This is a genomic window from Atlanticothrix silvestris CENA357 (assembly GCF_016056295.1).
Taxonomy (GTDB): domain Bacteria; phylum Cyanobacteriota; class Cyanobacteriia; order Cyanobacteriales; family Nostocaceae; genus Atlanticothrix; species Atlanticothrix silvestris.
Genome location: NZ_JAECZB010000016.1, coordinates 13,653 through 30,193 on the forward strand (window position 1 = coordinate 13,653; position 16,541 = coordinate 30,193).

24 protein-coding genes are annotated in these 16,541 nt (G+C 47.6%); all 24 read left to right on the forward strand.

Translation table 11 applies throughout. The features are described from left to right. Positions 1-94: 94 nt before the first annotated feature. A complete protein-coding gene (locus tag I8751_RS09270; RefSeq protein ID WP_214438880.1) occupies positions 95-820 on the forward strand; it encodes an alpha/beta fold hydrolase in 726 nt (241 codons plus the stop codon). 17 nt (positions 821-837) lie between these two features. Next, the gene (locus I8751_RS09275) at positions 838-1,587 is read left to right on the forward strand and encodes an alpha/beta fold hydrolase (protein WP_318780308.1); all 750 of its coding nucleotides are present in this window, start codon (positions 838-840) and stop codon (positions 1,585-1,587) included. Between the two features lie 136 nt (positions 1,588-1,723). After that, entirely contained in the window at positions 1,724-2,692 is a 969-nt protein-coding gene (locus I8751_RS09280; protein WP_214438881.1) for a zinc-dependent alcohol dehydrogenase family protein, read from the forward strand. A gap of 87 nt (positions 2,693-2,779) precedes the next feature. Next, positions 2,780-3,535, forward strand: coding sequence for an SDR family oxidoreductase (locus tag I8751_RS09285; RefSeq protein ID WP_214438882.1), 756 nt, complete (start codon positions 2,780-2,782; stop codon positions 3,533-3,535). 226 nt (positions 3,536-3,761) lie between these two features. Continuing rightward, positions 3,762-4,232 carry a nuclear transport factor 2 family protein gene (locus I8751_RS09290; RefSeq protein WP_214438883.1) on the forward strand — a complete coding sequence of 157 codons (471 nt, stop codon included), beginning with the start codon at positions 3,762-3,764 and terminating at the stop codon, positions 4,230-4,232. A gap of 115 nt (positions 4,233-4,347) precedes the next feature. Beyond that, a complete protein-coding gene (locus I8751_RS09295; RefSeq protein WP_214438884.1) occupies positions 4,348-4,698 on the forward strand; it encodes a hypothetical protein in 351 nt (116 codons plus the stop codon). A 340-nt stretch (positions 4,699-5,038) separates the two neighbouring features. Continuing rightward, complete coding sequence (locus I8751_RS09300) at positions 5,039-6,238, forward strand: ScyD/ScyE family protein (RefSeq protein WP_225894056.1); 1,200 nt, start codon at positions 5,039-5,041, stop codon at positions 6,236-6,238. A gap of 34 nt (positions 6,239-6,272) precedes the next feature. Beyond that, positions 6,273-6,842: a DUF981 family protein gene (locus tag I8751_RS09305; protein WP_214438886.1), complete on the forward strand. Its 570-nt coding sequence runs from the start codon at positions 6,273-6,275 to the stop codon at positions 6,840-6,842. 49 nt (positions 6,843-6,891) lie between these two features. After that, positions 6,892-7,755 carry a dioxygenase family protein gene (locus I8751_RS09310; protein WP_214438887.1) on the forward strand — a complete coding sequence of 288 codons (864 nt, stop codon included), beginning with the start codon at positions 6,892-6,894 and terminating at the stop codon, positions 7,753-7,755. A 30-nt stretch (positions 7,756-7,785) separates the two neighbouring features. Then, positions 7,786-8,250 (forward strand): lipocalin-like domain-containing protein, encoded by a 465-nt coding sequence (locus I8751_RS09315; RefSeq protein ID WP_214438888.1) that lies wholly within the window; start codon positions 7,786-7,788, stop codon positions 8,248-8,250. A gap of 174 nt (positions 8,251-8,424) precedes the next feature. After that, positions 8,425-9,003 (forward strand): DUF981 family protein, encoded by a 579-nt coding sequence (locus I8751_RS09320; RefSeq protein ID WP_214438889.1) that lies wholly within the window; start codon positions 8,425-8,427, stop codon positions 9,001-9,003. Positions 9,004-9,171: 168 nt separating this feature from the next. Beyond that, positions 9,172-10,008, forward strand: a complete 837-nt coding sequence (locus I8751_RS09325; RefSeq protein WP_214438890.1) for an alpha/beta fold hydrolase — start codon at positions 9,172-9,174, stop codon at positions 10,006-10,008. 138 nt (positions 10,009-10,146) lie between these two features. Then, the gene (locus I8751_RS09330; protein ID WP_214438891.1) at positions 10,147-10,830 is read left to right on the forward strand and encodes a type 1 glutamine amidotransferase domain-containing protein; all 684 of its coding nucleotides are present in this window, start codon (positions 10,147-10,149) and stop codon (positions 10,828-10,830) included. 64 nt (positions 10,831-10,894) lie between these two features. Continuing rightward, positions 10,895-11,788 (forward strand): pirin family protein, encoded by an 894-nt coding sequence (locus tag I8751_RS09335; protein WP_214438892.1) that lies wholly within the window; start codon positions 10,895-10,897, stop codon positions 11,786-11,788. Then, entirely contained in the window at positions 11,781-12,194 is a 414-nt protein-coding gene (locus I8751_RS09340; RefSeq protein WP_214438893.1) for a hypothetical protein, read from the forward strand. Before I8751_RS09335 ends, I8751_RS09340 begins: the two co-directional genes overlap by 8 nt. 21 nt (positions 12,195-12,215) lie before the next feature. Further along, entirely contained in the window at positions 12,216-12,314 is a 99-nt protein-coding gene (locus I8751_RS30375; protein ID WP_404800426.1) for a rubredoxin, read from the forward strand. Positions 12,315-12,373: 59 nt separating this feature from the next. Further along, positions 12,374-13,039, forward strand: a complete 666-nt coding sequence (locus tag I8751_RS09350; RefSeq protein ID WP_214438895.1) for a hydrolase — start codon at positions 12,374-12,376, stop codon at positions 13,037-13,039. A 133-nt stretch (positions 13,040-13,172) separates the two neighbouring features. Beyond that, the gene (locus I8751_RS09355) at positions 13,173-13,403 is read left to right on the forward strand and encodes an AraC family transcriptional regulator (protein WP_214438896.1); all 231 of its coding nucleotides are present in this window, start codon (positions 13,173-13,175) and stop codon (positions 13,401-13,403) included. 35 nt (positions 13,404-13,438) lie between these two features. Next, a complete protein-coding gene (locus tag I8751_RS09360; protein WP_214438897.1) occupies positions 13,439-13,828 on the forward strand; it encodes a cupin domain-containing protein in 390 nt (129 codons plus the stop codon). A 17-nt stretch (positions 13,829-13,845) separates the two neighbouring features. Then, complete coding sequence (locus I8751_RS09365) at positions 13,846-14,001, forward strand: hypothetical protein (protein ID WP_214438898.1); 156 nt, start codon at positions 13,846-13,848, stop codon at positions 13,999-14,001. A 54-nt stretch (positions 14,002-14,055) separates the two neighbouring features. Continuing rightward, positions 14,056-14,646, forward strand: a complete 591-nt coding sequence (locus tag I8751_RS09370) for an ester cyclase (protein ID WP_214438899.1) — start codon at positions 14,056-14,058, stop codon at positions 14,644-14,646. Positions 14,647-14,680: 34 nt separating this feature from the next. Beyond that, entirely contained in the window at positions 14,681-15,082 is a 402-nt protein-coding gene (locus I8751_RS09375; protein ID WP_214438900.1) for a RidA family protein, read from the forward strand. A 131-nt stretch (positions 15,083-15,213) separates the two neighbouring features. Continuing rightward, positions 15,214-15,489 (forward strand): UBP-type zinc finger domain-containing protein, encoded by a 276-nt coding sequence (locus I8751_RS09380; protein WP_214438901.1) that lies wholly within the window; start codon positions 15,214-15,216, stop codon positions 15,487-15,489. 70 nt (positions 15,490-15,559) lie between these two features. Continuing rightward, positions 15,560-16,501, forward strand: coding sequence for a DUF5996 family protein (locus tag I8751_RS09385; protein ID WP_214438902.1), 942 nt, complete (start codon positions 15,560-15,562; stop codon positions 16,499-16,501). Positions 16,502-16,541: the final 40 nt, after the last annotated feature.

The following is a 16,541-nucleotide window of genomic DNA, read 5'->3' on the forward strand; positions in this document are numbered from 1 at the left end:
GTTTCATTTGCATTGTTGATCCAGCTTGGCGCAAAGAAAACGAAACAGTCTATTGATCCCAATCGCTGCCCAGTATTTGTTGAGGAATCATCCAATGTCAACTTTTGTTTTAGTTCATGGCTCGTGGCACGATGGTTCTGCTTGGCAAGCGGTCATCAGCCAGTTAGAAGCGAAAAGACATCAGGCTTTTGCTCCGACGATCGCCGGACATGGAAAAGGCGTGAATAAAAACGTCAACCATGCTCAATGTACACAGTCGATCGTCGATTACATTGTTGATAAAGACTTAACCGATATCGTCCTACTTGGACATAGTTTCGGTGGCACAATTATTGCCAAAGTTGCTGAAGCAATTAGCACTCGAATTCGACGGCTGATCTTCTTCGATGCTTTTGTCCTGAATGATGGTGAGAGCCTCAGAGATAACCTTCCATTTCCCACTCAAGAGCTAATCGATGATCTAGTTGAAGCATCGGGTGATAATACGATAATGATGCCGTTCGATATTTGGCGAGAAACATTTCTCAACGATGCTGACCTCGACCTAGCAAAATCTAGTTACGCACAATTGTCACCTGAACCGTATCAACCGTTTATTGACAAATTAGACCTGAAGCAGTTTTACTCGCTGCCCATTCCTAAAAGTTACCTCTACTGTACAGAAGATAATGTCCTACCTCAAGGCGAGTGGGGTTGGCATCCTAGACTGTCTAGCCGCTTGGGGTTGTTTCGACTCGTGCAAATGCCCGGTAGCCATGAGGTGATGTTTTCTAACCCGGTTGGTTTAGCAGAAAAGATCATTGTGGCAGGACGTGACTAGGTCAACCGATTGTACTGATTCATGGATTTCCATTGAACGGACATTCTTGGGAGAAGCAGGTTTTAGTTTTACTGAACGCAGGATATCGAGTAATTACCTACGATCGCCGAGGATTTGGTGCTTCTAGCCAACCTTCATTTGGCTATGACTACGATACCTTCGCCGCCGATTTGAATACACTCATGACCCAGCTTGACTTGCAAAATGCTGTGTTGGTTGGCTTCTCAATGGGAACGGGTGAAGTCACGCGCTATCTTGGCAAGTATGGCTCAGAGCGGGTGCAGAAAGCTGTGCTGATGGCTCCAGTGCCTCCCTTCTTGCTGAAGACCGAGGATAATCCTGAAGGCGTTGACCAAAGCATTTTCGATGGCATTATGAAAGCGATCGTTGAAGACCGTCCAGCCTACTTTTCTACATTCTTCAAAGAGTTCTTCAATGTCGATGTTTTACTGGGCGATCGCATCAGTAATGAAGCGATTCAGGCAAGTTGGAATGTGGCAGCAGGTGCTTCTGCTAAAGGAACTTTGGACTGTGTACCATCCTGGCTGACTGATTTCCGCGACGATCTGCCCCGCATTGATGTACCGACGCTGATTATTCATGGAGATAGCGATCGCATTCTGCCGCTTGAGTCCACCGCAGCCAGACTGCCGAAGCTGATTAAAAACAGTCAACTAGTTATCATTCCTGGCGGTCCGCACGCCATCAACTGGACTCACGCGGATCAGGTCAATCCCCTGTTGCTGGACTTTCTTCAGCAGGAATAACTCAGTTGTCTTTCTGGCTTCAATGGTAACTACCTTACCAAATCGTGCTGACTTGCGAAGTTAGGGAGAACCTACTTACGCTGAGTGTATCGAAATCCCGCCACTGTTTATTTTAACTCAAGGAGAGTTAGCACAGATGGAATCTATGAAAGCAGCTGTATTAAATGCGTTTGGTGATGCTGATAAGTTTGAAATTCAAACTGTTCCCATACCAACACTGAAGGCGAATCAGGTGTTAGTCAGAGTTTGTGCAACCTCAATTAACCCGATCGATTACCAAACTCGTCGTGGTGATTACAAGGAACTGGTTCGATTACCCGCCATCCTTGGAGTCGATGTTTCAGGGGTGATTGAGGCAATTGGCGAAGCTGTGACTGATTTCAAGGTGGGAGACAACGTGTATTACTCGCCGCAAATTTTTGGAGAATTCGGTAGCTACGCTCAGTATCATGTGGCTGATGCAGCGATTGTTGCATTGAAGCCTGCAAATCTATCGCACATTGAAGCAGCTTCTTTTCCGCTTGCAGGGGGAACTGCTTGGGATTGTCTAGTGACTAGGGGCAATCTACAAGTTGGTGAAACAGTTCTCATCCATGCGGGTTCGGGTGGAGTGGGTTCGATCGCAGTTCAACTCGCCAAAGCGATAGGGGCATACGTTTTTGCGACGTGTAGTTCTAGAAACCGAGATTTCGTGACAGAACTGGGCGCAGATCGGGTGATTGATTACAAAAATGAAGATTACGTAGAAGTCATTCGTCAAGAAACAAATGGACTGGGTGTGGATTTAGTTCTAGATACGATCGGCAAAGAAACAATTGGGCGTAGTCTAGAAATCATTCGTCCCTTTGGTAGGCTTATAAGCATTGTAGACATTGCAATACCGCAATCGCTTCTTAAAGCATGGGGTAAGAATCTGACGATTCATTTTGTTTTTTCACCCCAGTACCGAGCAAAATTAGAGGCTTTGACAAAACTCATCGAGCGTCATCAGCTTCGCCCAGTGATTGATTCAGTATTGTCTTGGGATCAGGTCGCTCTGGCACATCAGCGTCTAGAGCAGGGAGGAACACGGGGCAAAATTGTGCTGAAGTTTACAGAAAATTAGACCAGCTTTACGGCGTTGGTAATTGCTAAACGGATCGGAGTTTGATTGTGTGCTGAAGGCCAATCTTGATTGAAACAGGAGAAACAGATGATACTGCAAGATAAAGTGGCTTTAGTTACTGGGGGAACATCAGGAATTGGCAGAGCAACTGCGATCGCTTATGCCCAACAACAAGCAAAGGTGGTGGTGGTGGGTCGTCGAATGGATGAAGGTGAAGAAACGGTTCGATTGATCAAAGAAGCTGACGGAGAGGCGATTTTTGTGCAAGCAGATGTCACGAAAGAAGCCGATGTTAAAGCAATGGTTGATAAAGCGGTTAGCGTTTTTGGTCGCTTAGACATTGCCTTTAATAATGCAGGAACTGTCGGCGAAAATTCCTCATTGATTGAGCAAACAGAAGCGGAATACGATCGCACGATGAACGTCAATGTCAAAGGCGTTTGGTTGTCGATGAAATATGAAATTGCTCAGATGTTGAAACAGGGAAGTGGTGCGATCGTAAATACATCATCTGGGGCTGGAGTCGTTGCAGTTCCTACCCAATCCCTCTACACCGCGAGTAAACATGCAATAGTAGGCTTAACAAAAGCCGCCGCGCTCCAATATGCCAAAGCGGGGATTCGCATCAATGTCGTTGCACCAGCAGCAATCGAAACAGATATGTTTGAAGCAGCTACAGGTGGGCAGGATGAGGTCAAAGCTTACATAACAGGACTCCACCCGATCGGACGAATTGGAACACCGCTTGAAGTTGCAAATGCAGTTCTGTTTTTATCATCTGACCTGGCATCATTCGTAACAGGTGAAACGTTGATGGTAGATGGCGGGTATGTAGCGCAGTAGTTGAAAGGCAGTGCGAAATGTTTGACACAGAACTTCAAGCGACTCACTAAAGCAACACTGAAATCGGTTCGCTAATTCCATAGGAAACTCCATAAGAATCTGCAAGAAGTTGAGTGTTGGAAATGACTACACTCAAGTGAACTAAGACAAAGAGAACTTAGGAGTTGATGATGTCCAAAGTGTCTTTTACCTCACCACCACAAAACTAAAGAAAGGAATCGTTACCATGAGTACCCAACCGACCGAAGTGATCAAAGAGTTTCTGGCAAATACGGCAACCGAAAAGGTCGAGGCGGCTGCCCGTCGGCTCGTCGCGGAGGACGCAACATACATTTCCCTGAATTTCGACAACCCTGAACTGAAGCAAATCTTGCCTTGGACGGGAACCTCCAAAGGTCCTCAAGCGTTCATCGATACGTTCTCCCGGGTTGAGAAATGGTGGACGATCGAGGACTTCGCCGTTACCGCCCTCTTCAGTGAAGGCGAAAACGTTGCTGTGTTCGGCAGGTTCACGTACCGCTCGGTCTCGCTGAGCAAGGCGGTGACCTCACCGTTCTCGATTCACGCAAAGGTGCGCAACGGGAAGATCGTGTACTTTCAGTTCATGGAGGATACTTTCGCGACCGCTCGCACTTTCAGCCAGAAGGGGACTTGGACCATCAAAATCGCTCCGAACCAGCCGGAGTTCGAGGTGTAATAGCAGCCTACGACGCCTGACCATGCGTTGCACCGGAACGCTACAAATTGGTCGGTTGAGTTTTCAAGGTTATCTGCGTCCGGTGAGCTTGGTCGTTAGGCAGCGAGGGTGAAGAATGAAAAGAGAGTTAGCGATAAATTTTTTGTTCTCGTTTGTGGGCGGCGCAATGGTCTGGTTCTTGTCACCATTTTTATCCGGGCAGGTCGAACCGTGGGATGCGAAAGGTTTTTATTATTCCGCAGCACTTCTTCTTGTTGGCCTTATCGTTGGACTTGCTCGGCCTAAACATGTTTGGTCGCACTATGCCGGTATTATTCTTGGTCAACTGACGTATATGCTTTGTTTTCTGCCCGGCGGTCCGTTAATTCCTGTTGGAGTCGCTATTTTAGCGGCTTACTCCACAATCGCTTTAGCAGGAGCAGCAAGTGGGGCCTGGTTTCGTCGCGTCAGCCGGGGTGCGCGGTGATTTTGCTGCCTAACAAGGCGCAGCAGCAAACCCGGCTCTCGCGCTCCGGTTGCAATCCACGCTGTCACCGAGGGCCGGGTCGCTGAGCTTGGGTCGTTATAGACCGTATGAATCTCGATGCTGGTGTGCGTACCGCGCTGGCTACCGAAGCAGAATTAAAGCCATCTTAGAGGTGGCAAACGCGGCGATCGCGCTCAGGCAACTATGAAGGCTTCTTGTCGTTCTGAAGCGATGATACGCAATGGATGCTTGCTGTGACTTGAAGAAGGTTTTGGACAGGTTTTGGAAGGAGAAATTGGACAAGTTGCTTCCTGAAATACTTATAACTTCGTTAAGAATTATGTCTGCAATAGTAAAAACGCCACAGATATCGCGAATTGAAGTGCTGGCATCCGGTCTGGATAGTCCACGTAAGCTGAACTTTGGCCCTGATGGGGCACTTTATGTTGCCGAAGCAGGACGAGGGGGGACAGGTGCCAGTATTCCATCTCCAACTCAACCGGGCGCGTCTCTATTCTATGGTGCAACAGGTGCAATTACCCGGATTCAAAACGGTGTTGTAAAACGAGTCGTAACTGGACTACCATCGCTGGCATTACCCGATGGATCGGATGCAGCAGGTGTGAATGACATTGAGTTTGATGCCTATGGAAACGCCTATGCGATCGTTGGTCTTGCTAGTAATCCAGCTAATCGAGATAACCTTCTACAAGTTCCTGATTTTAGCCAGTTGCTCGCGATCGATAACTTTGATGGTGGTGCTTCCTGGACAAGATTGAGCGATTTTGGTGCTTATGAACAAAATAACAACCCTGATGGGCAAAACGTAGACACAAACCTCTATGACTTGCTGATTGCAGATAATATAGCCTATGTCGTAGATGCAGGTGCCAATGCTTTGCTCTTTCAGCGAGCCTTTGGTGGCGAACCGACTTTAGAAACCGTCTTTCCAACTCGTACCACGACTGATCCACTCACAGGTGAAGCCGTGGTGCGGCAGCCTGTCCCCACCTCAGTTACCGTTGGCCCTGATAACGCTCTCTATGTTGGTGAATTGACTGGGTTTCCTTTTCAAGCAGAAACTGCACAAGTTTATCGCATCAATGCTGAAGGTCAACCGGAAGTCTATGCAGGGGGATTTACGCATATCGCCGATCTAGCCTTTGATAAATTTGGCGGTCTGTATGTCCTGGAATATGATGCTGATGGAATCTTGAATGGAAGTGACGCAGGTGCCCTGATTTATGTGTCTCCAGATGGTAAAACTCGCACCACGATCGCGGATGATGAGCTAATTAATCCGACAGGTCTAGAAATCGGTTCTGATGGTGATATTTACATTTCCAACAAAGGCTTTATCGCAGGACAAGGAGAGGTGCTGCGGTTGAGTTTAGAGAAGGATATAACCTTCGGTTGTGCTCCGCCGTATGACTTGGTGAAGTACTGCATAATGGCGATCTCGGCAGATAGCGATCTGGCGAATGTCTACCATCCTCTGTTGAGTCATTCGTTTCCTATCCAATCATATTCAGGAGCTTGAACGGTGACAAAACCGAACATTTGCAGGAGGTCTAATGTTTATCGATTACCTTACACTCATGCTGATTAATCTATCGGCTGGACTCGCTCTGTTAGCTGCCTATGTATATTTTGGTCTTAGTAGTTCAAATCAGAAACGCTGGATTCCAGGCTTTGGTGTAGTCGGCGCGATCGCTTTAGTCACTGGCTTACACATGACTTTTACCTGGCCCATTATTGGTAGTTTCAATGTTGCCTTTGGTGAAACAACTGTTCTGTTTGGCATTTTGTTTGTAGGAACTTCCCTAACTCTGGCAATGGGTTGGGAATTATTTACCCTGGGCATTTATGGATTCTTTGCAGGACTGGTATCGCTTCTAATTGGCTTTCGCATCATAAACCTAGGAATAACACAACTTCCTTTGCTGTCAGGAATTGGGTTCATTCTCGTTGGCTTAGGAGGAATTTTTTCTGTACCAACCCTCTCTCTCAAATCAACCCGGCTCTTGCGAACTATTGGAGCAATTGTGTTAAGTGTGGCAGCTCTCATCTTTGCTTATATCGGATTGACTGCCTACTGGGCGCATCTTGCGGACTTTTCGACATGGAAGCCCCTGCCAAGATAGTCGCCGTAAAACAACCATCATTAATCACGTAACTAAAAAGGAGTTTGATGTGCAGAAAATCACACTTGACACTATCACTGAAGCCGTCATTAATCATGGCGATCGCGGCAAATCTCACCCGCGACTCTATGAAATTTACACGAGCTTGGTTCGACATTTGCATGACTTTGTGCGTGAGGTGAATCTGACTGAATCAGAATTGCAGCAGGGACGTAATTTTCTCAACCAGGCAAGTCATCACACTCAAGAGATTCCCACTGGAGAGATCCATGTGTTGACGGATCTACTAGGGATCTCAGAGTTGGTAGAATTGCTGCACGATGCCCATCGCAGTACAGAAAGCAATTTAGAAGGGCCATTGTATGTGCCGAATGCACCAGAAAGGCAGATGGGCGATCGCTTGGGTATTGATACAGAAGGAGATTCGCTTTTCCTGTCAGGTAGGGTTTTAGATTTGAACGGTCAACCGATCGCCAATGCTCTGATTGATGTTTGGCAACCCAACTCCAAAGGGTTATATGATGTCCAAGAGCCATCTCAGCCGTTGGGGAGTTTTCGCGGACGCTTCAAAACGAACGAGAGTGGAAAGTATAGGTTTGAAACCGTCGTGCCACTAGGTTACAAAGTGCCAAGCAGTGGTCCATGTGGCGAGTTGCTGGGACTCTTGGGACGGCATCCCTGGCGGGCGGCTCACATCCATTTCAAACTCAGTGCTCCGGAGTACACTCCACTAACAACCCAAATTTTTATTGCTGGCGATCCTCACCTGGATTCAGATACAACCTTTGCAGTGCGATCGGCGATCGTTCAATTGCAAAAGCACGAAGCACCAGAGGAACTCAAGGCACACAATCAAAGTAAACCGTTTTACACGTCTGAGTTTGATTTTGTGTTGAAACCCGCTACTCTCTAGCAGAAAATTATAAAGCAACGGTTGCACATTATGTCTACACCATCAATCCAGAACAATCCGCTAATTGGCATTTGGAAGTTAATTTCTGCAACTGCCATTTACGCTGATGGAACGGTGACTCCAGACGTATATGGAACTCATCCGGTTGGCTACATCACTTACACATCAGATGGTCACATGATGGTGATGTTTTCTAGGAGCGATCGCCCATCGTTGAGTCAGGAAGTGCGATCGCCGTTGAGTCCAGAGATGCAATCTCTACCGGCTGAAGAACTTGCTCAAGCATTCACAACATTCAATGCTTATGCAGGAACTTATACCTTGAGTGGCAACACTGTAACTCATCACATTGAAATTGCATCCATTCCGAATCGAGTGAGTACAACGTTGGTTCGCACCTTTACTCTAAACGAAAATCAGGTAACACTGAGGACTTCGCCAGTCCTAAACGATGGTGTGGAGATAGTGTTTGAGCTGGTGTGGGAACGCATTTGATTACGTCTTGAACCCAGATTTAAGCACATGAAAGCTGCCTCTGACTTGTAGATGAGATCGGTAAACTTCAGTGCTTTAAATAAGATAAACGAAGAATGAGAACAACACAACATCTGTTTCTCAGATTTCTACAACATGAATATTTCTGGCATCAAACACTTGCAGGAGATCTAAATGTTTATCGACTACATTACACTCATGCTCATGAATCTGGTAGCTGGACTTGTTTTGCTAGCAACCTATGTGTACTTTGGTCTTGATGAATCCAATCAGAAACGCTGGGTTCCAGGCTTTGGTATGGTTGGCGCGATCGCGTTAGTCACTGGCTTACACATGACGTTTACCTGGCCTGTGATTGGTAGTTTCAATATTGCCTATGGTGAAACAAGTGTCCTGTTTGGCATTCTATTTATTGGGACTTCTCTAGCTCTGGCAATGGGTTGGGATCTGCTCACCATAAGTATTTATGGATTTTTTGCAGGTCTAGTATCACTTCTCATTGGCGTTCGCTTCATCAACTTAGGGTTAACACCGACGCCTTTGCGGGTAGGAATTGCGTTCATTTTGGTTGGCTTAGGCGGAGTGTTTTCTGCACCAACGCTTTATTTCAGAAAAAATCGGCTTTTACGAACAATTGGAGCAATTGTGTTACTTGTAGCAGCCCTCATCTTTACTCACATCGGACTGGATGCTTACTGGGCACATCTTGAAACCTTCTCGACGTGGCAACCCGGGTTGTGGCGCAAAAACTGATTAGTGGTAAAGTAAGCAGGCTCAAACTGCCCTCCTTGCCCTCCGATGTCTACTTCTTCACAATAGTTTTTGCGACAGAACCTTGTTAAGACGGTGCTCGATCGCTGCATAACAATTGCGATGCAACAGACAAAAACACACCATTGATTTACAAAGGAGAAACCTCTCATGCCTTACATTACTGTTGGTCAAGAAAACTCTGCAAACATCGATCTCTACTACGAAGATCTGGGAACAGGACAACCCGTTGTTCTGATTCATGGATTTCCATTGAACGGACATTCCTGGGAGAAGCAGGTTTTAGTTTTACTGAACGCAGGATATCGAGTAATTACCTACGATCGCCGAGGATTTGGCGCTTCTAGCCAACCTTCCTTTGGCTATGACTACGATACTTTTGCAGCCGATTTGAACGCGCTGATCACCAAACTTGACTTGCAAAATACCGTGTTGGTTGGCTTCTCAATGGGAACCGGCGAAGTCACGCGCTATCTTGGCAAGTATGGCTCAGAGCGGGTGCAGAAAGCGGTGCTAATGGCTCCTGTTCCACCCTTTCTGTTAAAGACGAACGACAATCCAGAAGGCGTTGACCAAAGCGTTTTCGATGGCATTATGAAAGCGATCATTGAAGACCGTCCAGCCTATTTCTCTGCGTTCTTCAAAGAGTTTTTCAATGTCGATGTGTTGTTGGGCGATCGCATCAGCAATGAAGCAATTCAAGCAAGTTGGAATGTGGCAGCAGGGGCTTCTGCTAAAGCAACTTTAGATTGTGTACCTTCCTGGCTGACTGATTTTCGTGATGATTTGCCCCGGATTGATGTGCCGACTCTGATTATTCATGGAGATAGCGATCGCATTTTGCCGCTTGAGTCCACCGCCGCCAGACTGCCAAAGCTGATTAAAAACAGTCAACTTGCGATCGTTCCTGGCGGGCCGCACGCCATCAACTGGACTCATGCCGATCGGGTCAATCCCCTGTTACTGGACTTTCTTCAGCAAAAATAATCAGTGAGCTGCCGCATTTCTGACTTGTGAAAAAACTCTACGATTCATCTCGGCGGTGCAAGCAGCGAATGAATCAGGTCGTGGAGTGGCGATATGCTGGCGTTTCAAGATCGGTTCTCAAACAGAAGGAGATTTGCGATGAAAATTCTCATGGTTCTCACGTCTCATGACCAACTCGGCGACACCGGAAAGAAAACTGGTTTTTGGCTGGAAGAGTTCGCCGCTCCCTATTACGTGCTGAAGGATGCCGGAGCGGAGATCACGCTAGCCTCACCGAAGGGCGGTCAGCCGCCGCTCGATCCAAAAAGCGATCTACCCGAAAACCAAACCGAATTAACGAAGCGCTTCCGCACCGACACCGCTGCACAGGCTGAACTTGCCAACACGAAAAAGCTAGCCGACGTGTCCGCAGACGATTTCGACGCAGTTTTCTACCCCGGTGGACATGGCCCGATGTGGGATATGCCCGACAACGCGACATCGATCGCGCTGATCGAAGCCTTTGTGAAAGCCGACAAGCCAGTCGGTGCGGTGTGTCATGCCCCGATCGCATTGGTTAATGTGCGGGGAAAGGACGGCGAGTATCTGATTAAAGGCAAGTGGGTGACCGGGTTCACGAATGCAGAAGAAGAAGCGGTGGGCTTAACAGCGGTCGTACCTTTCCTGTTGGAAGACTGGTTAAAGGAACGAGGAGGTATCTACAGCAAGGCTGTCAACTGGACTCCCTACGTCCAAGTGGACGGCAAACTGGTAACTGGACAGAACCCTGCCTCTTCGGAACCCGCAGCGGAAGAGGTGCTGAAGCTGCTTCGCTCTGTCTGATCTAATGTGAATGGACAGCAGACGATTGATCCATCTATTTATCTAGTTCTGAAGAGGCAATTCTATGACTGTCCCTACTCAAACATCTCGAACCATTGCCGGAGTCATCAACAGCGTTGAAACACTCGAAGGAGGCGGATTTCTTGTCCGTCGTCCCTTTCCCAAAAGTAGCTTCTCTGAATTTGACCCGTTTCTCCTCCTCGACGAGTTGGGGCCGATTAATCTAAAGCCGGGTCAGGCAAAAGGTGCACCCGATCATCCGCACCGGGGCTTTGAAATCGTCAGCTATGTCTTGGATGGACGGTTAGAACACAAAGATTCTGCGGGGCACGCCGGGCTACTAAATCCAGGTGATGTCCAGTGGATGACAGCAGGTGCCGGGGTCGTGCATTCCGAGATGCCGGAGTCAATGTTTACCCAAACTGGTGGACGGCTCCACGGCATTCAACTATGGGTCAATCTGCCACAACGACACAAAATGATGCCACCCCGCTATCAGGAAATTCCAGCGGCTCACATTCCGGTAGCTCAAACCGAAGATAGGTCTGTGACGGTGCGGGTGATTGCGGGAGAAGCGTTAGGGGCAAAAGCCGTAATTCAGACGCGCACACCGATAATTTACCTCCACTTCACCCTGCAACCAGGGGCAACGATAATCCAGCCTGTACCCAAAGAGTACAACGCCTTTGCCTATGTACTGGAGGGGTCTGGGTTGTTTGGGACAGAGCCAGCGCCTGGTGATGATGGGCAGATGGTGCTCTTTTCTCAAGATGGAGAAGATGTGGCGATCTCCAACCCTGCTGATGCTCAGCGTCCTCTAGATCTTTTGCTGATTGCAGGTGTCCCCCTTAACGAACCAGTCGTGCGCTACGGTCCATTTGTCATGAACACTGAAGCTGAAATTGCCCAGGCGATCGACGACTACCAGGAAGGAAGGATGGGACGGATTGATGCTTAACACATCTCAATATCAAATTAGTCAACGTCAACGCTTGAGTGAGTTACGAATCAAGCTACTGCATCTGCACAAGCTTTTACTAGAGACTGAGCGTCTTACCTATGAGCAAGTTCGAGGGCAAGTTTCTAAAGGTGAATTGCTACAACTGGTGATTAGTCATGAGCAGTTTGTCTGGTTGCATCGACTCTCAGAATTGATTATCCAAATCGATGAGTTGCTTCATACCGATGAACCTGTTACATCAGAGGCAATTGAAGCGATCGACAGTGACATTCGGACACTGCTCAGTCCCGATGAATCGGGCGATGAGTTTGCCATGAAGTATAATACGGCGCTTCAACGCCACCCCGATGTCGTGTTAGCTCATGCAGATGTGATGATGTTGCTGATTTCTGACAGTATTTAACCCGTTTAACCACAGTCTGGAATTGCTTTGGGAACAGCTTTTGAGGATCTGCTTGAAGATTGGTTCTGTCCAGTCTGTGGCGCGAAGAATGTGAAAAAACTGTGTGATTCACCCCGTTGAGTCAGACTCACACGCTAGGGCGTGTCTGAAAAGTAAACATTGAATGGAGACTTATAGCGATGTCTAAAAATCCAAAAATCGGACTGGAAGGACTGCTTCGTCCAGAAGATAGCATCCTGGTACTGATTGACCACCAGCCTTACCAGTTCACCAACCTGAACAGCCATGAACCTACGATGATCATTAACAATGTTATTGGTCTTGCTAAATCGGCAAAGGTGTTTAACGTACCCACAATCCTTACCAATGTCATGGAAGAAAGAGGGGGTCATATCATTAAGGGACTACAGGATGTTTTTCCTGATCAAAAACCGATCAACCGCACTTCCATCAATACCTGGGAAGAGCCAAACGTTACAGATGTAGTGAAGAAAAGTGGCCGCAAGCAACTTATACTTGCTGCGCTTTGGACCGAGGTCTGTCTCGCAATGCCAGCAATCCAGGCGCTGGGTGAAGGTTATGACGTATTCATCGTTACCGATGCTTCGGGCGGTGTTACTGCGGAAGCTCATGACATGGCGGTTCGCCGGATGGTTCAGGCTGGTGCAGTTCCAATCAACTGGATGGCTGTACTTTTTGAGTGGCAACGTGACTGGGCACGCACAGAAACATCTGCGGATGTATCAGAGATTGTTCTTGAGCATGGCGGTGCTAGTGCGGTAGCCCTTGCATGGGAACTTCAGCTCCTTGCAACAACCGCTCCAGTGACCTCAGGTGGACACTAATACTTGAGGTTTCCTCTACGGAAGCAACCAGTAAAACAGGAGACAGTATTTTGAAAAAGATAAAATACTGTCTCCGTCTCAAGCGTTAGTGATTCATCTGTTACGCCACTATTCTGAGGTCGTACAAATTATCATGCCTGAGAATAAAAGCTTAACTTACAGCCAATTGCAGCAGGCGATCGATTACATTCATGCTCATCTGAATCGTGATTTATCCTTAGCCGAACTGGCAAGTGTAGTTAACATCAGCCCGACTTACTGTGCAAGTTTGTTTAAGCGAACGATGGGGATTTCGCCCCATCAGTACGTAATTCAACGGCGCGTGAAACAGGCAAATTTCTCCTCCAAAATTTACAGATTTTGAACTTGCTCCAATTGTGTAATTGCAAGCCTAAACTTATGCTGATCCAAAAACTAAACGACTGTGAAGAAATCATCGCTGGAGATGGAACTGTTCTGCGCGAACTGCTTCATCCTGACAAACAAGACATCAACTTGCGTTACAGTTTGGCGTATGCGATCTTGCCTGTTGGCAAAACTTCGATTCCCCATTCTCTAAAGACTTCTGAGGTTTATTACATCATTAGCGGTGTTGGAGAAATGTCGATCGATAGTGAAGTTTGTCGCATTGAACCCGGCGATGCAGTTTACATTCCTCCAAATGCAATCCAGTTCCTTCACAACTACGGCGACAAACCCATTGCTTTCGTTTGTCTAGTTGATCCAGCTTGGCGCAAAGAAGACGAAACGATTTATGCACCTGAAATTGAGGCAACCGCATCACTCTAATCCAATCGCTCAAAACTATGAATTCACAAACAGATCAAACCACCACTACTGCTGACGAGTCCGCAATCCGTACTTTCCATCACCATCGCGTAGCGTCTTGGACTCACCGCATCCAGCGGACAGGCACCCTGGGTGTGATGTGTCGGATAGACGCGCAACTCGTAAGAATCTGAAAAAAGTCAAGCATTGAATCAATACAGTTTAGATAGAACTTAGGAGAATTCAACATGGTCAAAGAGCAAACAGCAGACAAACAGGCAGTACAGGCAACTCCAAGCCTGACACCCACTCAGGAAGCCCTGCAAGCGGTCTGGGAAGAGCATATCGGGCACGAGTTTGGGACTCACAGCACTGAAGATGCTCTCGCTACGATGGTTGAGGACGCTTATGTGAATCACATTCCGGTGATGACTGGAGGAGTTGGAAAAGCAGCAGTGGGTGAGTTTTACTCCAAAGACTTCATTCCCCAGATTCCGCCAGATATCGAGCTAGTTCCGATTTCGCGCACGGTTGGGACGGATCGACTCGTCGATGAAATGCTGGCGAAGTTCACGCATACGATTCAGATGGACTGGATGCTACCTGGCGTTGCTCCGACCGGGAAACGGGTTGAAGTAGCAGTGGTAGCGATTGTCCAGTTCCGTGATGGCAAGCTAGCCCACGAACACCTCTACTGGGATCAGGCAAGTGTATTGGTTCAACTCGACATGCTCGATCTGGGTACACTGCCCGTTGTAGGGGCTGACAGTGCGCGCAAGGTACTCAATCCGAGCTTGCCTTCAAACGCACTGATCGAACGTGCTAGTCATAACAACTAAATGTTAGAGCAAGCTTTTCATCAATAGGAACACCATGAAAAAGCCAGAGTTTTTTGTCACCCCTGGTTATGGGGAATACATGCTGAGTAGATTGCACTACTCGCAAGCGGTAAAAATTGGCGATCAAGTGGAGATATCCGGACAAGGCGGCTGGGATGACGATCTGCAAATTCCCGAAGCGATCGCAGATGAAATTGTTCAGGCGTTTCGGAACGTAGAGCGAACCTTGGCGACTGCTGGTGCGAGTTGGGAGGATGTTGTCCACGTTAATTCTTACCATGTTGGCGGGTTTCCCCCGGAGGTTAACGAGGTGATGGTCAGGCTCTATCGCAATTACATGCCCAATCACGCCCCCATTTGGACACAGGTAGGAGTCGCGGCGCTTGGACTGCCAGCGATGCGGATTGAAATTCGCGTTACTGCAATTGTCCCGTGAATTTTGCACAAGCGGCAATGGAGTGATTCGGCAACTACACTGAGGAGAAGGACACGCCCCTAATTTCAGGTTTCACATCAGCCTCAATCATTCTGTTCACCGTTGTCTCCTACCAGGGATACCCAAAAACTATGACCTGCCAACATCTCAACAATCTAACTTTGGAAAACCTGATTTCTAAAGCAGCCTATCCCGTATTTCGTTGTGAAGAGTGCATTAAAATAAATAGCCGTTGGGTACACCTCCGGATTTGCCAAACCTGTGGCAAAATGCTGTGCTGCGATTCTTCTAACCATCAACATGCTCGTCGTCATTATGAAGCAACCAATCATGCAGTGGTTAGTTCGGCTGAATTGGGGGAGCAGTGGTTATGGTGTTTTGCAGATGAACAGGGAAAAGACTATTGATAGCGATTCTGATTTCATCTAGATTTCCTTCTCATTTCTTCAACATGTTCTCCTCATGTGGGTGATTTTCATGGCTGTTTTTAATCAAAGTACTTCCATTGACAGCATTTGGCCCAGTTTGCCCTTAGCAGCTTGGCAGGATACCTATGCAACTCTCCATTTATGGACGCAAGTCATCGGTAAAATCCGGTTGGCACTGGCACCTAAACTTAATCACTGGTGGCAATCTACTCTTTATGTCACACCGCGTGGACTAACAACCGCTTCAATCCCCTGCGGAACTCGTAATTTTCAAATTAGCTTTGATTTTCTCGACCATCAACTACAAATTGACACTAGCGACGGCATTGCTAAAAGAATTGCACTGGCTCCTCGCTCTGTTGCAGATTTTTACCAAATGGTGCTGACTACCTTGAGCGACATCGGCATCGAAGTCCGAATCTGGGCGATGCCGCAAGAAGTGTCAGAACCCATCCCGTTCGATCAGGACTATCAACACGCAGCTTACGATCCAGAATATGCACAACGATTCTGGCAAATTCTTGTGCAAGTCGATCGCATCATGACCGTCTTCCGTTCACAGTTTACTGGTAAATCCAGCCCTGTGCATTTCTTTTGGGGCAGCTTTGACTTGGCTGTGACCCGTTTCTCTGGTCGTCGTGCGCCAGAACATCCCGGTGGGGTTCCAAATATGGCAGATTGGGTCACGCGCGAAGCCTATTCACACGAAGTTAGTAGTTGCGGCTTTTGGCCAGGGGGTGGGTCAATTGTGGAGCCTGTTTTTTACGCTTATGCTTACCCTACGCCGGAAGGTTTCCGTGATTACCCGATCCAACCCAGAGAAGCTTTTTACAGCTCAGAGATGCAAGAGTTTATCCTACCCTATGAAGCAGTGAGACAAGCTGACGATCCAGATGCAATGCTCCTTGCTTTTCTCCAAAGCACCTATGAAGCAGCAGCCAACTTAGGACATTGGGATCGAGTAGCCTTGGAGCGTTCCCCAACTGTGTAAGGCTAACAAATTGCAAATTGCTGAAGCAGACAAGGAGCAT